The sequence below is a fragment of the Pseudomonas sp. MM211 genome (assembly GCF_020386635.1).
Taxonomy (GTDB): Bacteria; Pseudomonadota; Gammaproteobacteria; order Pseudomonadales; family Pseudomonadaceae; genus Aquipseudomonas.
This window is the reverse complement of the sequence record NZ_CP081942.1, coordinates 2,939,273-2,958,688: the sequence shown is the minus strand read 5'-3', so window position 1 is coordinate 2,958,688 and position 19,416 is coordinate 2,939,273. Positions and strand designations below refer to the sequence as shown.

17 protein-coding genes and 1 pseudogene are annotated in these 19,416 nt (G+C 62.3%); 14 read left to right on the top strand and 4 right to left on the bottom strand.

The genetic code is table 11. The annotated features are described in order from the left end of the window. The first annotated feature begins 46 nt into the window (after nt 1-46). Nucleotides 47-976 carry a DMT family transporter gene (locus K5Q02_RS13510; protein WP_225831293.1) on the top strand — a complete coding sequence of 310 codons (930 nt, stop codon included), beginning with the start codon at nt 47-49 and terminating at the stop codon, nt 974-976. A gap of 169 nt (nt 977-1,145) precedes the next feature. Here the strand turns inward: K5Q02_RS13510 and K5Q02_RS13505 are convergent, their stop codons facing one another. Together K5Q02_RS13505 and K5Q02_RS13500 are read right to left on the bottom strand one after the other, a co-directional pair. Next, the gene (locus K5Q02_RS13505; protein WP_225831292.1) at nt 1,146-1,586 is read right to left on the bottom strand and encodes an HIT family protein; all 441 of its coding nucleotides are present in this window, start codon (nt 1,584-1,586) and stop codon (nt 1,146-1,148) included. Between the two features lie 73 nt (nt 1,587-1,659). After that, entirely contained in the window at nt 1,660-2,943 is a 1,284-nt protein-coding gene (locus K5Q02_RS13500; protein WP_225831290.1) for an MFS transporter, read from the bottom strand. Nucleotides 2,944-3,169: 226 nt separating this feature from the next. On the opposite strand from K5Q02_RS13500, the gene K5Q02_RS13495 reads away from it, so the two are divergent. The 11 genes and pseudogenes from K5Q02_RS13495 (at nt 3,170) to K5Q02_RS24605 (ending at nt 14,503) form a co-directional block, all read left to right on the top strand. After that, a complete protein-coding gene (locus tag K5Q02_RS13495; protein WP_225831288.1) occupies nt 3,170-3,967 on the top strand; it encodes an undecaprenyl-diphosphate phosphatase in 798 nt (265 codons plus the stop codon). Between the two features lie 99 nt (nt 3,968-4,066). Next, nucleotides 4,067-4,942: a tetratricopeptide repeat protein gene (locus K5Q02_RS13490; RefSeq protein ID WP_225831286.1), complete on the top strand. Its 876-nt coding sequence runs from the start codon at nt 4,067-4,069 to the stop codon at nt 4,940-4,942. A gap of 173 nt (nt 4,943-5,115) precedes the next feature. Beyond that, nucleotides 5,116-6,123: an AraC family transcriptional regulator gene (locus tag K5Q02_RS13485; protein ID WP_225831284.1), complete on the top strand. Its 1,008-nt coding sequence runs from the start codon at nt 5,116-5,118 to the stop codon at nt 6,121-6,123. Nucleotides 6,124-6,252: 129 nt separating this feature from the next. Then, complete coding sequence (locus tag K5Q02_RS13480; protein WP_225831282.1) at nt 6,253-7,281, top strand: histone deacetylase family protein; 1,029 nt, start codon at nt 6,253-6,255, stop codon at nt 7,279-7,281. A 41-nt stretch (nt 7,282-7,322) separates the two neighbouring features. After that, nucleotides 7,323-8,423 (top strand): polyamine ABC transporter substrate-binding protein, encoded by a 1,101-nt coding sequence (locus K5Q02_RS13475; RefSeq protein WP_225831280.1) that lies wholly within the window; start codon nt 7,323-7,325, stop codon nt 8,421-8,423. A gap of 453 nt (nt 8,424-8,876) precedes the next feature. Beyond that, complete coding sequence (locus tag K5Q02_RS13470; RefSeq protein ID WP_225831278.1) at nt 8,877-9,782, top strand: metal ABC transporter substrate-binding protein; 906 nt, start codon at nt 8,877-8,879, stop codon at nt 9,780-9,782. Next, nucleotides 9,782-10,666 (top strand): manganese/iron ABC transporter ATP-binding protein, encoded by an 885-nt coding sequence (locus K5Q02_RS13465; protein ID WP_225831276.1) that lies wholly within the window; start codon nt 9,782-9,784, stop codon nt 10,664-10,666. The genes K5Q02_RS13470 and K5Q02_RS13465 overlap by 1 nt, the downstream gene beginning before the upstream one ends. Beyond that, a complete protein-coding gene (locus K5Q02_RS13460) occupies nt 10,666-11,520 on the top strand; it encodes a metal ABC transporter permease (RefSeq protein ID WP_225831275.1) in 855 nt (284 codons plus the stop codon). Before K5Q02_RS13465 ends, K5Q02_RS13460 begins: the two co-directional genes overlap by 1 nt. A 2-nt stretch (nt 11,521-11,522) precedes the next feature. Then, on the top strand, nt 11,523-12,353 hold the full coding sequence (locus K5Q02_RS13455; RefSeq protein ID WP_329959530.1) for a metal ABC transporter permease: 831 nt from the start codon (nt 11,523-11,525) through the stop codon (nt 12,351-12,353). Nucleotides 12,354-12,715: 362 nt separating this feature from the next. Next, nucleotides 12,716-13,597 (top strand): annotated as a pseudogene (locus tag K5Q02_RS24610) (cache domain-containing protein); the annotation flags it as partial. Nucleotides 13,598-13,735: 138 nt separating this feature from the next. Further along, nucleotides 13,736-14,503: a methyl-accepting chemotaxis protein gene (locus tag K5Q02_RS24605; RefSeq protein WP_442964004.1), complete on the top strand. Its 768-nt coding sequence runs from the start codon at nt 13,736-13,738 to the stop codon at nt 14,501-14,503. Between the two features lie 72 nt (nt 14,504-14,575). On the opposite strand, the gene K5Q02_RS13445 is transcribed toward K5Q02_RS24605, so the two are convergent. Further along, nucleotides 14,576-14,974: a DUF1090 domain-containing protein gene (locus K5Q02_RS13445; protein WP_225831269.1), complete on the bottom strand. Its 399-nt coding sequence runs from the start codon at nt 14,972-14,974 to the stop codon at nt 14,576-14,578. A gap of 202 nt (nt 14,975-15,176) precedes the next feature. Here K5Q02_RS13445 and K5Q02_RS13440 point away from each other — a divergent pair, with 202 nt between their 5' ends. Then, nucleotides 15,177-16,283, top strand: coding sequence for a Gfo/Idh/MocA family protein (locus K5Q02_RS13440; protein WP_225831268.1), 1,107 nt, complete (start codon nt 15,177-15,179; stop codon nt 16,281-16,283). 67 nt (nt 16,284-16,350) lie between these two features. On the opposite strand, the gene fabV is transcribed toward K5Q02_RS13440, so the two are convergent. Then, nucleotides 16,351-17,559, bottom strand: a complete 1,209-nt coding sequence (fabV, locus tag K5Q02_RS13435) for an enoyl-ACP reductase FabV (protein ID WP_225831266.1) — start codon at nt 17,557-17,559, stop codon at nt 16,351-16,353. Nucleotides 17,560-17,959: 400 nt separating this feature from the next. Between fabV and K5Q02_RS13430 the strand changes: the two genes are divergently transcribed. Continuing rightward, nucleotides 17,960-19,405 (top strand): SulP family inorganic anion transporter, encoded by a 1,446-nt coding sequence (locus tag K5Q02_RS13430; RefSeq protein WP_225831264.1) that lies wholly within the window; start codon nt 17,960-17,962, stop codon nt 19,403-19,405. Nucleotides 19,406-19,416 lie beyond the last annotated feature (11 nt).

Sequence of the window (19,416 nt, the reverse complement as noted above, 5' to 3'; positions counted from 1 at the left end):
ATCGCCAGCACCATAATGGTGACCTACTTCACTGGCAGGCTCCTTCATGGACACGCGCAAGAACATCGACGGGCTGGCCGGGGCAATGATGGTCGTGCTGTGCATGATCTGGGGGCTGCAGCAAGTCGTACTCAAAGCGGCAGCAGACGACGTAACGCCGATGATGATGCTCGCCCTTCGCTCCGGGGTGGCCGCCATGCTGGTGGCACTGCTGATGCTCTGGCGCCGCGACGGTCTCTCGCTGCGCGAAGGCAACTGGCGGCCAGGCCTGATGGTCGGCTTTCTGTTCGCACTGGAGTTCATGCTGGTCGGCGAAGGCCTGCGCCATACCAGTGCCTCGCATATGGTGATTTTCCTCTACACCGCGCCGATCTTCGCCGCGCTCGGGTTGCATTGGCTGCAGCCTAGCGAACGCCTGAAACCCCTGCAGTGGCTGGGTATCGGCGTGGCCTTCATCGGTATCGTGGTGTCTTTCGCTGGGGGGGCGCCCGACCTCGAAGCGCGAGACACCAGCCAGCAGATGTTCGGCGACATCCTTGGCCTGCTCGGCGCGGTGGCCTGGGGAGCGACCACGGTGGTGGTGCGCTGCTCGCGACTGTCCAGCGCACCGGTCACGCAGACACTGCTCTACCAATTGCTTGGCGGTTTCTTGCTGCTGATGGCGGCCTGTGCGCTAACTGGCCAACTGTATTTCAACCCAACACCGGTGGCATTGGGCGGCCTGGCATTCCAGGCGCTACTGGTGTCCTTCGCGAGTTTTCTCGCCTGGTTCTGGCTGCTGCGCAACTACCTCGCCTCGCGCCTCGGCGTGCTGTCGTTCATGACGCCGATGTTCGGCATCGTGTTTGGCGTGTGGCTGCTCGACGAGCCACTGGAAGTCAACTTCATCGCCGGCGCATTGCTGGTGCTATGCGGCATCCTGATGGTCAGCGGTTACGAATGGTTGAGCCAATGGCTGAAGCGACGACTCTCGTAGGATAGCGTTGAGCGAAGCGATACCCATCGAGGGTTCGGCGCACGACCCTGATTCACCCCGCGGCCGAGTCGGATCTTTAAGAGCGTTGGTGGGCTAAAGCCTACCCTACGGGTGAAGTGGCGGTGATCGCATGTAGGGTGGGCTTCAGCCCACCAAGTGCCTATACCAATCAAACGCTCTGGAATCGCTTCACCAGTCTGGCCTGCAGTTTCTCCAGCTCGGCCGGATCGGCCTTGCCGCTGGCGTGGTTCTGCAAGCCCTGTTCGGTGAAGCGCGGAATCACATGCACGTGGATGTGATAGACTGTCTGCCCTGCCGGCGCGCCGTTGAACTGGGTGACCTGTACGCCATCGGGCTTGAGTTCGTCGGCCAGCACACGGGCGACCTTTTGCACGCCCAGGGTCAGTTTGGTCAGGTTGTCGGCGTCGATCTCGAGGATATTGCGAGCCTCGGCGCGCTTGGGGATCACCAGGGTGTGCCCGAAGGACTGCGGAAACAGGTCGAGGAACACCAGCACGTCTTCGTCTTCGTACAGCTTGTAGCAGGGCATCTCACCGCGAATGATCTTGGCGAAGATGTTCTGCGAATCGTAGTCGCCGTAAAGGCTCATGAGCTTCTCCATCGCGTTGTGAACGTGCACGCACCATACCGGCTCGGCCGGCTGGTGCAAAACACTCGAATGCTCAGCGGCCCTTGCGCAGCAAGCCCAGTCCGACGACCACGCCGACACCACAAAGGGCGATCAGGTAATAGGCCGGGCCCAGCGGGCTCCACTTCACCAGCAGCGAGACGGCCACCGGAGTCAGGCCGCCGAACACCGCATAGGACATGTTGTAGGAGAACGACAGGCCGCTGAAGCGCACTGGCGCCGGGAAAGCATGCACCATCACGAACGGCACCGCGCCGATGGTGCCGACGAACAGGCCGACCAACGCATACAGCGGGAACAGCCACTGCGGGTTGGCGTGCAGGCCGCTGTAGAACAGCCATACGCTGACCGCCAGCGCACTGCAGCCAACCACCAGCACCCGACCGGCACCGATGCGGTCGCACAGAGCGCCGCTGATGATGCAGCCGATGCTCAGCATGATGATGGCCAGGCTGTTGGCCTGCAGCGAAGTGACCGCATCGAAGCCATAGAGGGTCTGCAGGAAGGTCGGCGTCATCAGGATCGCCACCACGATGCCGGCCGAGAGCAGCCAGGTCAGCAGCGCGGAAATCACCACGCTGCCGCGATGGTCGCGCACCACGGTTTTCAGCGGCAGCTCCTCGGCCAGGGCCTTGCGCTGCTGCATCTCGGTGAACACCGGCGTCTCGTGCAACCACTGGCGCAGGTACATGGCGAACAGACCGAACACGCCGCCGATCAGGAACGGCACGCGCCAGGCCCAGTCGAGCACTTCCTCGGCGGTGAAGACGCTGTTGATCAGCGTGGCCATCAACGAGCCGAGCAGGATGCCGGTGGTCAAACCGCAGGTCAGCGTGCCGCAGGCATAACCGATATGGCGCGCCGGCACGTGCTCGGACACGAATACCCAGGCACCGGGCACTTCACCGCCAATCGCCGCGCCCTGGATCATGCGCATGAGCAGCAACAGCAGCGGTGCGAAGATGCCGATCTGCGCGTAGGTCGGCAGCAGGCCCATGATCAGCGTCGGCACCGCCATCATCAGGATGCTCAACGTGAACATGCGCTTGCGGCCGATCAGGTCGCCAAAATGCGCCATGATGATGCCGCCCAACGGGCGCGCCAGATAGCCCGCGGCAAAGATGCCGAAGGTCTGCAGCATGCGCAGCCAGTCGGGCATATCCGGCGGGAAGAACAGCTTGCCGACCACGGTGGCGAAGAATACGTAGATGATGAAGTCGTAAAATTCCAGCGCGCCGCCAAGCGCTGACAGGGACAAGGTCTTGTAATCGCTACGGGTCAATGGCCGGCCAGGTGCCGACGAGGCTGCAGATTGCATGGAGGGAATTCTCGGAGGTCTACGGAGCCCCACAGGCAGGGCCTGCGGGGCGCTCACGATAGCAAATTCGCGGCCCTAAGGCAGCGCCGCAACCCAGCAGAGTCAGGGTTTACAGCGAAATTGTGTGTAAAGATTTCAGCTTATAGACAGGTTCGCAGGGAGAAAATGGGCCCGCGCCGGGTCATACCCGCAGTTCACATTCGTTAGCTCCCTCATAAGGAAACCCATGGACTGGCTCCACTTGCTAACCCTGTCGCTCATCCAGGGCATTACCGAATTCATTCCCGTCTCCTCCTCCGCGCACCTGATTCTGCCCTCGCAGTTGCTGGGCTGGCCCGATCAGGGTCAGGCGTTCGACGTCGCCGTGCACGTCGGTACCCTGATGGCGGTGGTGCTCGCGTTCCGCCAGCAGATCGCGGCAATCGTCAGCGGCTGGCTGGGCCACGTGCTGCACCGCCGCGCCAGCCCGGAAAGCCGCATGGGCTGGATGATCATCCTGGCGACCATCCCGGCTGCACTAGCGGGGCTGCTCTTCGAATCGGTGATCGAGCAATACACCCGCTCGATGCTGGTGATCGGCACCACCACCATCGTCTTCGGCCTGGTGCTCTGGTGGGCCGACGTGACAGGCAGCCGTGACGCCGACATGAGCCGCATGACCTGGCGCCACGCCCTGCTGATCGGCCTCGCGCAGATGCTCGCACTGATTCCCGGCACCTCGCGCTCGGGCATCACCATGACCGCCGCACTGATGCTCGGTTTCGACCGCAAGAGCGCTGCGGGCTTCTCCTTCCTGCTGTCGATCCCGCTGATTCTCGCCGCCGGCAGCCTGAAGACCCTGCACCTGATCGAAGAAGGCAACGGTGCCCACTGGGGCGACATGGCTTGGGGCATCGGCCTGTCGTTCGTGTCGGCGTTCCTGTGCATCAAGCTGTTCCTGGCGGCACTGGATCGCATCGGCATGCTGCCGTTCGTGATCTACCGCCTGATCCTCGGCACCTTCCTGCTGTTCGTGGCGCTGTAATCGGATCGTCTTGCCGCTACAGGCAGAACTGACATAACGTGCCACCCACGGACACCCTGCTCGGGGCTCGCCATACACAGACATACAAGGATCGTTTTCATGCGTTCACTGGCATTGCTCGCAGCCCCGCTACTCGTCGCCTGCACCCTTGCAGCGCAGGCCGACTCCTCCCCACCCTGCCCGGTCTACGATATAGCCGATACCCCGGACAGTGTGGGCATGGAGCGCGACAAAGCCGAGTCCGGTGATCTATGCGCCCAGTTCAATCTTGGTTTCTACCACTACACCCATCAGTCCTATGACGCGGCAGAGCGCATGTACGCCCTTGCAGCAGAGCAGGGTAATGCGCGCGCGGCATTCGAGATCGCCATCCTGTACCGCGACGGTTTGCTCGAAGACAACGCTGGGCAACGCCGGCAGTGGATGGAAAAATCTGCCGAATTGGGTGCGGATCTGGCGCAGATTGAACTGGGTATCGATCACTGGGAACAACGCGACGACCATCAGCAGCTCTACCAGGCGATGTACTGGTTCGAGCAGGCTGCAAGCCAGGGGAATACCCAGGGCCAGTACCTGCTTGGCGAGGGTTACTGGGCTGATCGTGGGGTTGAGGGTTTTGCCGGTGATGATCAGTTGGCAATGCGCTTTGGCCGTGACGAAGAACTGGGCGCGTACTGGGTATGCAAGGCTGCCGAGCAAGGCGACGCGCAGGCTCAGTTCGCCATTTCCGAGGCCTACAGCATTGGCCGTGGTGTCCCCCCCAGCAGTATTCAGCGCCACCTGTGGCTAACCCGTGCGGGCGATAATGGCCATGAAGAAGCGCTGACCTGGCTGGATGAAAGCAATACCGCTTGGTACACACGCCTGGAAAACTGGGCGAAGCGACAGATGAGCAATGAAGTCGCCACCTGCCCTGCGCTGCCGTCCAGGCAGGAAAACGACGAAAGCGAGCTGACTGCCGTTGAAGCGGGCTAGAGCCTTCCCAGGAACTGCTGGGCGTTACCATCCCCCACAACCCTTCACAAACAAGTAAGCAGAAATGCCGCTCTGCATCGCCAGGCTCCGCGGGCAGGCGGCATTCTGGGTAAACGCGCACAAGGCACGCTTATTGCCTGACTCTCGGGTCTGCCCCGAGAAGGCGTGCCCCCATGCTGCACTCCCACCTGACCACCCTGCATGCCGTCGTTCTGGCCCTCGATACCCTTTGCCAGAATGGCGACTGCAACGCCCACGAACTCCTGGCCGGCAGTGGCATCGACGCAGCGGATCTGCAGCGTCCGGAGATGCGCATCAGCATCGCCCAGGAACGCCAGGTGTTTCGCAACGCCACCGCCAGGCGGCAGGATCTCGGACTGCTGCTCGGCAGGCGTATGCACGTATCGTCCTATGGCCTGCTGGGTTTCAGCCTGCTTTCGGCCGCAACGCTAGGCGACGCATTGGAAGTGGCCTTCAGCTTTCCCGCCTTGCTCGGCACCCTCTTCGACCTGCGTCTGCGCCGCGACGGCTCGCACGCCTGGATCGAAGCCAGCCACTATCGGGATACAGCCGAGCTGGAAACCTTCAACACCGAGTTCTGCCTGGCCTCGCTAAAGCTGATCTGCGATGACCTGCTCGGCCGCCCCCTGCCCCTCGAAGCAGCCCGTTTCAGCCACAGAGCGCCGCGCTACCAGCGTCAGTACAGCCGCGACTTCGCCTGCCCGGTGCGCTTCAATGCCGCCGACAACGCCATCGTTTTCGACAGCCAGTGGCTGGATCGACGCCTACCCCTGGCAGACCCGGTGACTCACCGCGACACTCTGGAACGCTGCCGCCATCTGAATCGCGAGTTCATCTCCCATCTGGCGCTGATTTCCCGGGTGCGCCAGTTGCTCGCCAGCCAGTTGCCGACCGCGCCAGGGCTCGATGGTCTGGCGCGCCAACTACGCTGTTCGTCGCGCACCCTGCGCAGGCAGTTGCAGGAGGTCGGCACCAGCTACCAGACGCTACTCGATGAGTTGCGCTTCGAGCAGGCACGCCATCTGCTGGATCAGGAGCGGCTGCCCATCGCCCGTATCGCCGAGGAGCTCGGCTACAGCGAAACCGCCAGTTTCCGCCACGCCTTCCAGCGCTGGAGCGGTGTGTCACCGAGCCGCTATCGGCGCCCGCTCAGCGCATAGAACCTGCACCGATACGGATCGCTGCTGCGCCATTTCGTGGCCATATCTATCCCCTTTTGGCCATTACGCTCATTTCGCCAGAGCCAGACTCGGGCCAAGAATGCAGGTGTCCAAGTCGGAGGCTCAGCCATGCGTACGATCTACAGCGATGACCATCACCTGCATCATGGTCGCTGCGAAATCATCGACGGGGAGCTCAAGCCCTGTTTCGAAATGCCGTCGCGGGCCGACCATGTGCTCGCCCGTGTACGCCAACAGCAACTGGGCGAGGTCATCGCTCCCAGCGACTTCGGCCGAGCGCCGATCGAACGTATTCATCACCGCGACTACCTGAGCTTTTTCGAAGGCGCCTGGGCACGCTGGGCGGCCATGGGCCGTGACGGCGACCTGATGCCCTTCACCTGGCCCGCCCGCACCCTGCGCAGCGTGGTGCCGGACAACCTGCATGGTCAGCTCGGTTATTACAGTTTCGACGGCGGCGCACCGATCACCGCCGGCACCTGGCAGGCCGCCTGGAGTGCCGCCCAAGTCGCCCTTACCGGGCAAAAGCTGATCAGCGATGGCGCCAACAGCGCCTTCGCCTTATGCCGCCCGCCCGGCCACCACGCCGCGGCCGACCTGATGGGCGGCTACTGCTACCTGAACAATGCCGCCATCGCCGCTCAGGCCTTTCTCGATCAGGGCTGCAAACGGGTCGCCATTCTCGACGTGGACTATCACCACGGCAATGGCACCCAGTCGATCTTCTACGACCGCAGCGACGTGCTGTTCGTCTCCATCCACGGCCACCCAGCCTTCGAATTCCCGTTCTTCCTCGGCTATGCCGATGAACCTGGCGAGGGCGCCGGCGAAGGCTTCAACCTCAATCTGCCGCTGGCTGCCGGCAGCGGCTGGGAGCAATGGAGCGCGGCGCTGGAGAGCGCCTGTGCACGTATCGACGATTACGCAGCGGACGTAATCGTGGTGTCCCTGGGCGTGGACACCTTCAAGGAAGACCCAATTTCCCAGTTCAAGCTCGATAGCCCCGACTACCTGCGCATGGGCGAACGCATCGCCCGCCTCGGCAAGCCCACTCTGTTCGTGATGGAGGGCGGCTATGCCGTCGAGGAGATCGGCGTCAACGCGGTAAACGTACTGGAAGGTTTCGAGGGCGCCTGAGCCTACTGCCGATAATTACGCATTCAACGGAGCACATAACGATGAAAAATCTCCACCGTCTGTTCGGCACCACCCTCTGCGGCGCGGCCCTGTTGGTCGGCAGTGCCATGGTCGAGGCCCGGGAACTGCGGGTCTACAACTGGGCCGACTACATCCTGCCGCAGACCCTCAAGGACTTCGAGCAGAAAAGCGGCGTCAAGCTGACCTGGGACACTTTCGAAACCAACGAGGCGCTGGAGGCCAAACTGCTCACCGGCAACTCGGGCTACGACCTGGTGGTGCCATCCAACATGTTCCTCGACACCCAGATCAAGGCCGGCGTGTTCCAGAAGCTCGACAAGAGCAAGCTGCCCAACTGGAAGAACCTCGACCCCGCGTTGCTCAAGCTGCTGGAAACCAACGATCCCGGCAACCAGTACGGCGTGCCCTACATGTACGGCACCGTGCTGATCGGCTTCAACCCGGACAAGGTCAAGGCAGCCCTCGGCGCCGACGCCCCGGTGGACAGCTGGGATCTGGTGTTCAAACCCGAGAACATGGAGAAGCTCAAGCAATGCGGCGTCGCCATGCTCGATGCGCCGAACGAGATCCTGCCGCTGGCGCTGCACTACCTGGGTTTACCGCCGAACAGCACCAACCCGGCGGACTACGACAAGGCCACCGAGTTGATGATGAGCATCCGCCCGTACGTGACCTATTTCCACTCGGCCAAGTACATGACCGACATCGCCAACGGCGACATCTGCGTGGCCATCGGCTATTCGGGCAGCTTCTACCAGTTCGCCAACCGCGCCAAGGAAGCGGGCAACGGCGTGAAGGTCGAATGGCGCCTGCCGAAGGAAGGTGCGCCGATCTGGTTCGACACCTTCGCCATTCCGGTCAGCGCCAAGAACGTCGAGGAAGCCCATGAATTTCTCAACAACCTGCTCGACCCGAAAGTCATTGCACCGATCAGCGATTTCCTCGGTTACCCGAACCCCAACAAGCCCGGCATGCTGCTGGTGGACAAGGCGATCAGTGATAACGCCGACCTGACCCCGACCGCCGAGGGGCAGAAAACCCTCTACAGCGTCGAGCCGCTGCCGCAGAAAGTCGAACGGGTACGCACCCGCGCCTGGACGAAGATAAAAAGCGGCAGCTGAGCCGGTCTTCGTGCACACAACCCCGCGCCAGTCAGGCTGTGTGAAAACTACTGCGCTCGGTCATGCGGCGTTAAAAACCAGCTCAAAATGCTCATTTACAACTCGTAAACTGCGCTTTTTCGCCGGCTTTTGCCTTGCCTGACCTTCGCTCGCTACGTTTTCACACGGCCTGCAGTCGCGGGGTTTTGCATTTCCAGCCGCAGCTGCTTCGGGTTGCAAAAAGCAGGTTGGCGGAACCTGCCGAGCACGCGACCGCTCACATGCATACGCTGCAGCAGCTACGCTGAGCGCATTCATCGTTCGCTGCCGCAATGCGATAACAGGCGGCACACATTGAACAAATCTCTAATGACAATAGTTTTCATTAGCGACAAATTATCGCTAGAGTGGCAGCCCTGTCCGGGGTCATGACCATCCCGGTGATTTGACCGGTCAAGCCATATGAGGATGAAGATGTTCAATCGGATCCGCTCGCGCACCTGTGCTCCCCTGCTCGCCGCCCTCCTTCTGACCCTGCTGCCACAATTGGCCACCGCCGAAGGCAAGTTCAAGGTCGTCACCACCTTCACCGTTCTCGCCGACATGGCTCGCGAGGTAGCTGGCGACGCGGCCGTGGTCGAGTCGATCACCAAACCGGGGGCGGAAATTCACAATTACCAGCCGACGCCGGGCGATATCCTCAAGGCCCGAGACGCACAGTTGATCCTGCGCAACGGCATGAATCTGGAACAATGGTTCGAGCGTTTTCTGCAGCGTTTACAGAACGTGCCAGCGGCAACCCTCACCGACGGTATCGAACCGATGGGTATCGCCGAAGGCCCTTACAGCGGCAAGCCCAACCCGCATGCCTGGATGTCGCCGGACTCGGCGATGATCTACATCGACAACATCCGTGATGCGCTGGTCGAACACGACGCGGCCAATGCCGAGACTTACAAAGCTAACGCCGAGGCCTACAAGGCTCGCATCCAAGCCACCGTGGCACCGATTCGTGAACGCCTGCAGTCCATTCCGGAGAACCGCCGCTGGCTGGTTTCCAGCGAAGGCGCGTTCAGCTACTTGGCACGCGACTTCGGCCTCAAGGAGCTGTACCTGTGGCCGATCAACGCCGATCAGCAAGGCACGCCGCAACAGGTGCGCAAGGTGATCGATGCGGTACGCGCCAACAAGATTCCCGCCGTGTTCAGCGAAAGCACCATTTCCGCTTCGCCAGCCCAGCAGGTCGCCAGAGAAACCGGCGCCAAATACGGCGGTGTGCTGTACGTCGATTCACTCAGCGAACCGAGCGGCCCGGTACCGACCTACCTCGACCTGCTGCGCGTCACCTCGCAGACCATCGCTGACGGGCTGGCCGAATAATGCCACACACCCTGCACGAAGAGGACAGCCTCGACGGCATTCGTGTCGATAACATCAGCGTGACCTACCGCAACGGCCATACCGCCTTGCGCAATGCCAGCTTCGGCAGCCCAGGCGGCAGCATCACTGCGCTGGTGGGCGTCAACGGCAGCGGCAAGTCGACCCTGTTCAAGGCCATCATGGGCTTCGTGAACGTGGCTCAGGGCAGCATCAGCGTGCTCGGCATGCCGGTGCGCGATGCCCTGAAACGCAACCTGATTGCCTACGTGCCGCAGAGTGAAGACGTCGACTGGAATTTCCCGGTACTGGTCGAAGACGTGGTGATGATGGGTCGCTACGGCCACATGGGCATGCTGCGTCGCCCCAAAGCCGCCGATCGCCAAGCGGTTGAAACAGCGCTGACGCGAGTCGGCATGAGCGACCTGCGCAAACGGCAGATCGGCGAGCTGTCCGGCGGGCAGAAAAAGCGCGTGTTTCTGGCGCGCGCCCTAGCCCAGGATTCGCGGGTCATCCTGCTCGACGAACCCTTCACCGGAGTCGACGTGAAAACCGAGGACGCCATCGTGCGGCTGCTCGGCGAACTGCGCGACGAAGGCCGGGTGATGCTGGTCTCCACGCACAACCTGGGCAGTGTGCCGGAGTTCTGCGACCGTACGGTACTGCTGGCGCGTACCGTGCTCGCCTACGGCCCGACTCAATCGGTGTTCACCCGCGAGAACCTCGAGCGCACCTTTGGCGGCGTGCTGCGCCATTTCGAGCTGCCGGGTGAAGGGCACAACAGTACATCCCCACTGATCGGCATCATCACCGACGACGAGCGCCCGCTGGTGCTCTATGACGGCAAATCGACCATCCGTGGCCGCGTCGACGAAAAGGATCAATAGTGCACACCCTGCTCGAACCCTTTTCCTACGGCTACATGGTCAATGCCATGTGGGTCTCGACCCTGGTCGGTATGGTCTGCGCACTGTTGTCGGTGTACCTGATGCTCAAGGGCTGGTCGCTGATCGGCGACGCCCTGGCGCACTCCATCGTGCCCGGCGTCGCCGGGGCCTACATGCTCGGCCTGCCCTTCGCCCTCGGCGCCTTCGGCGCCGGTACGCTGGCGGCGGGTGCCATGCTGTTCCTCAACCAACGCAGCAAGCTCAAGGAAGACGTGATCATCGGTTTGATCTTCTCGTCGTTCTTCGGCCTCGGGTTGTTCATGGTGTCGCTGTCACCGACCTCGGTGAACATCCAGACCATCGTGCTCGGCAACATACTCGCCATCACGCCCGGTGACACACTGCAGTTACTGCTTATCGCCGGCATCACCATGGCCGTGCTGGCAGTGCGCTGGAAAGATCTGATGGTGGTGTTCTTCGACGAAAACCACGCCCGCTCCATCGGCCTCAGCCCAACGCGCCTCAAGGCGATCTTCTTCATTCTCCTGTCCGCCTGCACCGTAGCGGCGATGCAGACCGTGGGCGCCTTTCTGGTCATCGCCATGGTCGTCACCCCAGGCGCCACCGCCTACCTGCTCAGCGACCGTTTCGACCGGCTGTTGCTGATTGCCGCTTGCATCGGCGGCCTGAGCAGTTTCATCGGCGCTTACGCCAGCTACTTTCTCGATGGCGCCACCGGGGCGATCATCATCGTGCTGCAGACCTGTGTGTTCCTGGTGGCCTTCGTCTTCGCGCCCAAGCATGGCCTGCTCGCCGCCCGCCGCCGTGCCGCCCAAGCCCGGCTGGAGATGTGACCATGGAGACGTTGCTGCAACCGCTGCAAATCGACTTCATGCAATACGCCCTGCTGATCGCCGTGCTGGTGGCCATTCCTGCCGCACTGCTGTCGTGCTTCCTGGTGCTCAAGGGCTGGGCGCTGATGGGCGACGCCACCGCCCACGCGGTATTTCCCGGCGTGGTCATTGCCTACATCGTCGGCCTGCCCTACTCGCTCGGCGCCTTCGTGGCCGGCATGCTGTGCGCGGTCGCCTCGGGCTACCTCAAGGAAAACAGCCGGATCAAGCAGGACACCCTGATGGGCGTGGTGTTCTCCGGCATGTTCGGCTTTGGCCTGCTGCTGTACACGCAGATTCACAGCGACGTGCACCTGGATCACATCCTGTTTGGCGACATGCTCGGCATCGGCTGGGCCGACCTGCTGGAAAGCGGCCTGATCGCCCTGGCGGTCACGGCCTTTATCGGCCTGAAATGGCGCGACCTGCTGCTGCACGCCTTCGACCCGGTGCAGGCACGCACCGTCGGGCTGCCGGTGCGCCTGCTGCACTATGGCCTGCTGGCGGTGATGTCGCTGACCATCGTCGGCGCCCTCAAGGCGATCGGCATCGTACTCACCGTGGCGCTGCTGATCGCCCCTGGCGCCATCGCCTTCCTGCTCACCCGCACCATGGGCGCCATGCTCTTCACCGCCGTGGGCATCGCTGTCGGCGCCGCACTCGGCGGCGTGTACCTGAGTTTCTTCATCGACAGCGCACCCGGCCCGACCATTGTGCTGCTGCTCAGTGCGGTGTTCGTGGTGGTGTTCATCTATGCCGGAAGGCGCGAGCGCAAAAGCACCGCGCAACACTGATCGTCACGGCACAATCACCTTCAACTCTCGAGCACTCGATGCTCCAGTGAGGGCTTTGTAGAGATATACGCAGCACCAGGCTTGCAGCGCTCAAGTTCCTTTCTGTCATGCCGATTCACTACTCATAGGCCGGCATAAGGCCTGAAGGTTCTTTCTTCTACTGCCCTCGCATCAAAACAATATCTCTCGCTCGAGCAGGAACCACCGTGAACATCAAACAGAAACTCACCTGGGCCTTCGCGGCCATCGCCTGTGTGCCCGTCGTACTGGTCGCCGTTGTGGTGGTGGTCAATCTGCGCGCTCAGGCGCAGGACGACTTCCTCGACAGCAGCAGCCGCGAGATCCGCCAGATCGAGAACGCCATGACTCAGTTCCTCGACGCCATCGCGCAGAACGTCGAGTACCTGGCCAAACATCCTGACGTACGCAACGCGGGGGAATTGAAGGATTATTCCGGTGCAAATGCCGCACAGATACCGCTGACCGAAGAAAATCAGAGGTTTCTGCAGATGTTTGGCCAGTTCGCTGCCAGCCACCCGAGCACCGCTTACCTGTCGATCGGCAAGCCCGACGGCGGTTACGCGTCCTGGCCGGACGATACCAAGTTGAGCAATTACGACCCGCGCGTACGCCCCTGGTACAAGGCCGCCATGGCCTCGCCGGGCAAGACCGTACGCACCTCGGCCTACTACTGGGCGCCGGACGATGTGGTGCTGATGGGCACCGTGCACACCATCGAAAATCAGCAGGGTCAACCGGCCGGCGTGCTAGGCCTGGACGTTTCGCTCAAGCAGCTCACCGAGCTGGTCAAGCAGATCAAGCTCGGCGATAGCGGCTACCTGATGCTGCTGGAAAGCAACGGCAACGTGCTGGTCGACCCCCGCGACCCCGCCCATGGTTTCAAGCTGATCAGCGAGCTGGGCGACGGCTACACACAGTTGGCCGGCGTACAGAATGGCTTGGTCGAGGTAGAACTGGGCGGCGTGCCGTACATGGCCAACGTCTGGTCGTCGAGCACTCTGGGCTGGCGCTTTATCGGCCTGATCGAGCGCAGTGAAGTCATGGCCAAGGCCACCAGCCTGACCTGGCAGATCGCGATCATCGCGGCTGTGTTGGCCGTGCTGTTCGCCATCGTAGGTGCCAGCTTCGCCGGCCTGATTGTCAAACCGATCCGCAGCGTGGCCGGTGGCCTGGAAGGCATCGCCCAGGGCGAAGGCGACCTGACCCGCAATCTCGACGTGCGCGGCAATGACGAAACCGCGCTGCTGGCACGCTGGTTCAACCAGTTCCTCGGTGCCATCCGCACCCTGGTGCAACGCATCGGCAGCGCTTCGGCGGATCTGCAAACCGCCTCGGATGCCAGCACCCGGGTGGCCCGCGACATGAACGACGCCGCAGGCCGTCAGCGCGAGGCCGTGGAGCTGGTGTCCACCGCTTTCAACGAGATGGTCGCCACCGCCAACGAAGTGGCCCGTTCCTGCAGCCATGCAGCCTCCTCGGCCGACTCCGGCCAGCGTCAGGTACACGATGGTCAGTTGCAGATCGACGAAGCAACCGGCAGCGTCTCGCGGCTAAGCGAGAACCTGCAGAAGTCGGCCCAGGCCATGCAGGTGCTGGAGCAGGACAGCAAGAACATCAACGCCATCCTCGACACCATCCGCTCGATCGCCGAGCAGACCAACCTGCTGGCCCTCAACGCCGCCATCGAGGCCGCACGTGCCGGTGAGCAGGGTCGGGGGTTCGCCGTGGTCGCCGACGAAGTACGCGCACTGGCGAAGCGCACGGCGGACTCAACGGGCGAGATCGACAGCCTGTTAGGCGGCTTGGCCAAACGCACTCAGGACGTGACCAAGCAGATGCAGAGCAGCCTGAGCATGTCGCAGCAGAGCGTCGAACGGATTCAGCAGGCTCGCGACAGCTTCGAGCAGATCCGCACCTCGGTGGACGAGATCCGCGATCAGAACAATCAGATCGCCACGGCAGCCGAAGAACAGCACCACGTGGCCGAAGACATCAACCGCCACATCGCGCAGATTCAGACCGATGCACAATTGGTCGAGGAACTGGCGCATTCGGCGCGCAGCGACTCACAGCGCCTGGAGTCGCTGTCCGGTGAATTGAATGGATTGGTGGGGCGTTTCAGAACCTGACGGTAGGCGCCGGGCAATCCGGCGCCGCAGTTTGAGAAAGGGAGGATAGCCGTTCGGCCATCCTCCCTTTTTTCATTCCGGCTGCTGCTTGGCTGCCGGACTCAGCTCAGCCTCGGCCTGCTGCAATTCCTCGCGGGCTTCTTCCAGCTTGGCCTGGCGCTTGGCGATCTTGCTGGCGTCGCCGCTCAATTCGGCCTCACGCAGATCCGCCTCACGCTCACGCACCTCCTCTCGAGCCTCGCTTACCTTGCCTTCCAGCTCGCGCAGCAGCTCTTTGTCGGTACAGTTGTCACGAACCTTTTCCAGCGCGGTGTTCAACCCTTTTACTTTGCCGTCATGGCCAGCAGTCTTGGCAGCCTCGATCTGTTGCTGGATGTCCGCCGCCTTCGCCTCGCAACGTGGGTTGGACGCGTTGTCGGCCAGTGCCGGCAGTGCGGCGACGAGCAACAGGCTGGAAATCAGGGCTTTCATTGCAACTCTCCATAAACAACATAACGGGTACGCCTTGGATGGCGCCAATACTGACCACAGAATAGTCGGATGATTTCCCGCGTCACTCAAGCGCCCCGATACATCAAGACCGGCAAGCGCTTTTACTGAACTTCAAGTGCCGATACCTGCCGACTACTACAAGCCGGACAATGCTGTCCGGTGTTGCACAGGAGTCGATAAAATGCCCGATGCTCAAGGCAAGGTTCGTTATGCAGTGGTCGCAGGTGGCTGGATTTCCCAGGGGGCGTTCATGCCCGGCGTTGGCCAGACCGACAATTCGGTGATCACCGCACTGGTGACTGGTGACCCCATCAAAGCCGACGAGCTGGCTGCGCTGTACGACATCAAGAGCTACAGCTACGAAGAATTCCCCACGCTGCTCGCCTCGGGCGAGATCGATGCCATCTACCTGGCCACGCCGAACTTCCGCCACCGCGAGTTCGCCGAGCCAGCCCTGGAAGCTGGTATCCATGTGCTGCTGGAAAAGCCCATGGCAACCAGCGAAGAAGACTGCAAGGCCATCACCGCCGCGGCCGAACGCTCCGGCGCCAAGCTGATGATCGCCTATCGTCTGCATTTCGAACCTGGCACCGTGGAGATGATTCACCGCATCCGTTCGGGCGATATTGGCGATCCGCGCCTGTTCACCGCGACCTTCACGCAGACTGTCGATCCGGCCAACCACCGCATGCAGAGCGGCTATTGGGCCGGGCCGGTGACCGATATGGGCCCGTACCCGATCAATGCGGTACGCAACCTGTTCGACGATGAGCCGCTGGAAGTGCGTGCCGTGGCCATCCAGACACCCGGCCGCGAGATCAACACACCGGACACCGTGACCGTCACCTTGCGCTTCGCCGACGAGCGCCTGGCGGTGTTCACCGTCAGCTACAGCCTGCCCGGTAGCCAACGCCTGCAGGTGATCGGCAGCGAAGGCGAATTCGAAGCCTCGCCCTGCTTCGGTTTCGGTGAAGGCGTAGGGATCAGCTACCGCGCCATCATCGGTGACGAGACCAAGGAACACAGCCATCCGGTGGTCGATCAGTTCGGCGGCCAGACCCAGTACTTCTCCGACTGCATCTTGCAAAACCGCGAGCCGGAACCGGACGGTGATGAAGGCTGGCGCGACGTGCGCATCCTCGCCGCCATCGAGCGAGCACTGGAGACTGGCCAGCCGCAGCGCCTGGAATCGCTGCCCAAGCGGCCAGGCATCAGCGTCGAACAGGCACGCCGGCTGCCATTGGCGAAAGTGCCTCGTTATATAAACACCGATGAGCCGGTGGGCTGACAGGCCCAGGCCGGAAAGCAAAAAGGGACGCCGAGGCGTCCCTTTTTCACAACCGCTGAAAGAGCGGTTACAGCTGAACCACGTCGAACTCGACGTCGGTAGCCACGTCAGCGTCGTAGTCCACGTCGCTGCGCTCGAAGCCGAACAGGTTGAGGAACTGCTTCTTGTAACCGGCATAGTCGGTCAGTTCGAACAGGTTCTCGGTGGTCACCTGTGGCCACATGGCCTTGCAGGCGTCCTGTACGTCGTCACGCAGCTCCCAATCGTCCAGGCGCAGGCGGGCTTTTTCGTCGACCTCAGCCGGGGCGCCGTCGGCGCGGAACAGACGGTCACGGAACAGGCGGTCGAGCTGGTTCTGGGTGCCTTCGTGGATGCCCTTTTCCTGCATGATCTTGAAGACCATCGACAGGTACAGCGGCATCACCGGGATGGCCGAGCTGGCCTGGGTGACGACCGACTTGAGCACGGCCACGTTGGCGCCGCCTTTGACTTCACCGGCCAGTTTCTGGTCCAGGCGCAGGGCGGTTTCGTCCAGATCCTGCTTTGCCTTGCCCAGCGCACCGTGCCAGTAGATAGGCCAGGTGATTTCGGTGCCGATGTAGCTGAAGGCCACTGTACGCGCGCCTTCGGCCAACACGTCGGCCTGCTCCAGAGCGTTGATCCACAGTTCCCAGTCCTGGCCGCCCATGACGGTGATGGTGTCAGCGATTTCCTGCTCGTTGGCCGGCTCGATGGCGGCCTCGATGATCACGTCTTTGTTGGTATCGATGGCGGTCGACTTGTACGGCTGGCCGATAGGCTTGAGCGCCGAACGGATTACTTCACCGCTTTGCGGCAGCTTGCGCACCGGCGAAGCCAGGGAGTAGATCACCAGGTCGATCTTGCCGCCCATTTCGTTCTTGATCAGCTCGATGACCTTGGCGCGCGCTTCGTCGGAGAAGGCATCGCCATTGATCGACTTGCTGTACAGGCCTTCGGCCTTGGCGAACTTGTCGAACGCAGCCGAGTTGTACCAGCCAGCGGTGCCGGCCTTGGTTTCGGTACCCGGCTTCTCGAAGAACACACCCAGGGTGTCGGCGCCAAAGCCGAATGCAGACGTGATGCGCGCGGCCAGGCCGTAACCGCTGGAGGCGCCGATAACCAGCACCTTCTTCGGACCGTCGTTACGCACGCCCAGTTTGCGCGTGGCCTCGATCTGCTCGGCCACGTTGCGCTCGCAACCCAGCGGGTGGGTGGTGGTACAGATGAAGCCACGAACTTTAGGGTGAATAATCAACGTGTTTACCTCGTCATCGTTTTTTGGGCAGGCGACAGTGTAATGTCGATTGGTCGCCGGAGAAAAAGGAGATTAGACCTATTGGTCGCTCCAAATGCCAGCCAGGCCACATTTCGGCGGCTGGTTGTTTTGTCGCAGGGCCTCGGCGGCGTTGCCATTTACACCATCCAAGCCCCTGGCTATCGCGTTGCTCAACCCAGGCTACGGGCGCATGGCCTTGTTCCGTAGCCCGGCGTAGAGCGTAGCGAAACCCGGGAAAGTCGCCGCCATCCAGATCCCCGGCACTGGCCTTCGCCCCGACGATTCCTTACCATCGACAGCCTTCCAACTCCAAGGCCACACGGCCGTGCAATGCCCTGCACTCTCCACGGGGCGTTTGTCTTGTTCGATCAGGTAACCCATGAAAATCGCTCGTCTGCGCGCCGATGTCCTGGCCGGTCTCACGTCATCGTTCGCACTGGTGCCGGAGTGCATCGCCTTCGCCCTGGTGGCCCAGGTCAATCCGCTGATGGGCCTTTATGGCGCCTTCTTCATCTGCCTGATCACCGCCCTGTTCGGTGGCCGCCCCGGGATGATTTCCGGTGCTGCCGGCTCCATGGCCGTGGTCATCGTCGCCCTGGTGGTGCAGCACGGCGTCGAGTATCTGCTGGCCACGGTGCTGCTTGGCGGTGTGATCATGCTGGCGTTCGGCTTGTTGCGACTCGGCAAGCTGGTGCGCATGGTGCCGCACCCGGTGATGCTCGGCTTCGTCAACGGCCTGGCCATCGTCATCGCCATGGCGCAACTGGAGCACTTTCAGCGCGATGGCCACTGGATCAAGGGTAACGAGCTGTACCTGATGCTCGGCCTGGTGGCGCTGACCATGGCCATCGTCTATATCCTGCCGAAGCTGACCCGCGCCATCCCGCCAGCCCTGGCGGCGATCCTCAGCGTCGGCCTGCTCACCTATTTCCTGCACCTGCCCACTCACACCCTTGGCGACATGGCGAAAATCGCCGGTGGTCTGCCCGTGCCGGCGCTACCGCAGATCCCCTGGAACCTGGAAACCCTGTGGATCATCCTGCCCTACGCGGTGCTGATGGCCATGGTCGGCCTGCTGGAAACCCTGCTGACCCTCAACCTTACCGATGAAATCACCGAAAGCCGTGGCCACCCGGATCGCGAATGCGTGGCCCTAGGCGCAGCCAATATCGCCTCCGGCATGTGCGGCGGCATGGGCGGTTGCGCGATGATCGGCCAGACCATGATCAACCTCAGCTCCGGCGGCCGCGGCCGGCTTTCCGGCATCGTCGCCGGGGTGATGATCCTGCTTTACGTGCTGTTCCTGTCGCCGCTGATCGAGCTCATTCCACTGGCCGCGCTAGTCGGCGTGATGTTCGTGGTCGCTCAGCAGACCTTCGCCTGGGCGTCTCTGCGGGTGCTGGGCAAAGTGCCGCTCAACGACGTGCTGGTCATCGTTGCAGTGACCATCATCACTGTACTCACGGATCTGGCCATGGCGGTGATGTGCGGGATCGTCATCGCCGCCCTGAACTTCGCCTGGCAGCACGCCCGCGAACTCTACGTCGACAGCCGCCTGGAGGCAGACGGCAGCAGACTTTACGTGCCCCATGGCACCCTGTTCTTCGCCTCCACCGCGCCGTTTCTCAACCTGTTCGACGCCGCCAACGACCCCGCCGAAGTGACCATTGATTGCCGTCACCTGAGCTTCGTCGACTACTCGGCCATCGCCGCCCTGATGACCCTGCGCGAGCGCTACAACAAGGCCGGCAAGCACCTGCGCGTGGTGCACCTCTCGGAGCGCTGCAAGCAACTGCTCAAGCGCGCGGGCATGCAGCCAGCCTGATTACCTGAGCG

Excerpts from the sequence above, each read along its gene's own strand:
- K5Q02_RS13510 (WP_225831293.1), top strand. The coding sequence starts at position 47 with ATGGACACGCGCAAGAACATCGACGGGCTGGCCGGGGCAATGATGGTC.
- K5Q02_RS13505 (WP_225831292.1), bottom strand. The coding sequence starts at position 1,586 with ATGAGCCTTTACGGCGACTACGATTCGCAGAACATCTTCGCCAAGATC.
- K5Q02_RS13500 (WP_225831290.1), bottom strand. The coding sequence starts at position 2,943 with ATGCAATCTGCAGCCTCGTCGGCACCTGGCCGGCCATTGACCCGTAGC.
- K5Q02_RS13495 (WP_225831288.1), top strand. The coding sequence starts at position 3,170 with ATGGACTGGCTCCACTTGCTAACCCTGTCGCTCATCCAGGGCATTACC.
- K5Q02_RS13490 (WP_225831286.1), top strand. The coding sequence starts at position 4,067 with ATGCGTTCACTGGCATTGCTCGCAGCCCCGCTACTCGTCGCCTGCACC.
- K5Q02_RS13485 (WP_225831284.1), top strand. The coding sequence starts at position 5,116 with ATGCTGCACTCCCACCTGACCACCCTGCATGCCGTCGTTCTGGCCCTC.
- K5Q02_RS13480 (WP_225831282.1), top strand. The coding sequence starts at position 6,253 with ATGCGTACGATCTACAGCGATGACCATCACCTGCATCATGGTCGCTGC.
- K5Q02_RS13475 (WP_225831280.1), top strand. The coding sequence starts at position 7,323 with ATGAAAAATCTCCACCGTCTGTTCGGCACCACCCTCTGCGGCGCGGCC.
- K5Q02_RS13470 (WP_225831278.1), top strand. The coding sequence starts at position 8,877 with ATGTTCAATCGGATCCGCTCGCGCACCTGTGCTCCCCTGCTCGCCGCC.
- K5Q02_RS13465 (WP_225831276.1), top strand. The coding sequence starts at position 9,782 with ATGCCACACACCCTGCACGAAGAGGACAGCCTCGACGGCATTCGTGTC.
- K5Q02_RS13455 (WP_329959530.1), top strand. The coding sequence starts at position 11,523 with ATGGAGACGTTGCTGCAACCGCTGCAAATCGACTTCATGCAATACGCC.
- K5Q02_RS24605 (WP_442964004.1), top strand. The coding sequence starts at position 13,736 with ATGAACGACGCCGCAGGCCGTCAGCGCGAGGCCGTGGAGCTGGTGTCC.
- K5Q02_RS13445 (WP_225831269.1), bottom strand. The coding sequence starts at position 14,974 with ATGAAAGCCCTGATTTCCAGCCTGTTGCTCGTCGCCGCACTGCCGGCA.
- K5Q02_RS13440 (WP_225831268.1), top strand. The coding sequence starts at position 15,177 with ATGCCCGATGCTCAAGGCAAGGTTCGTTATGCAGTGGTCGCAGGTGGC.
- K5Q02_RS13430 (WP_225831264.1), top strand. The coding sequence starts at position 17,960 with ATGAAAATCGCTCGTCTGCGCGCCGATGTCCTGGCCGGTCTCACGTCA.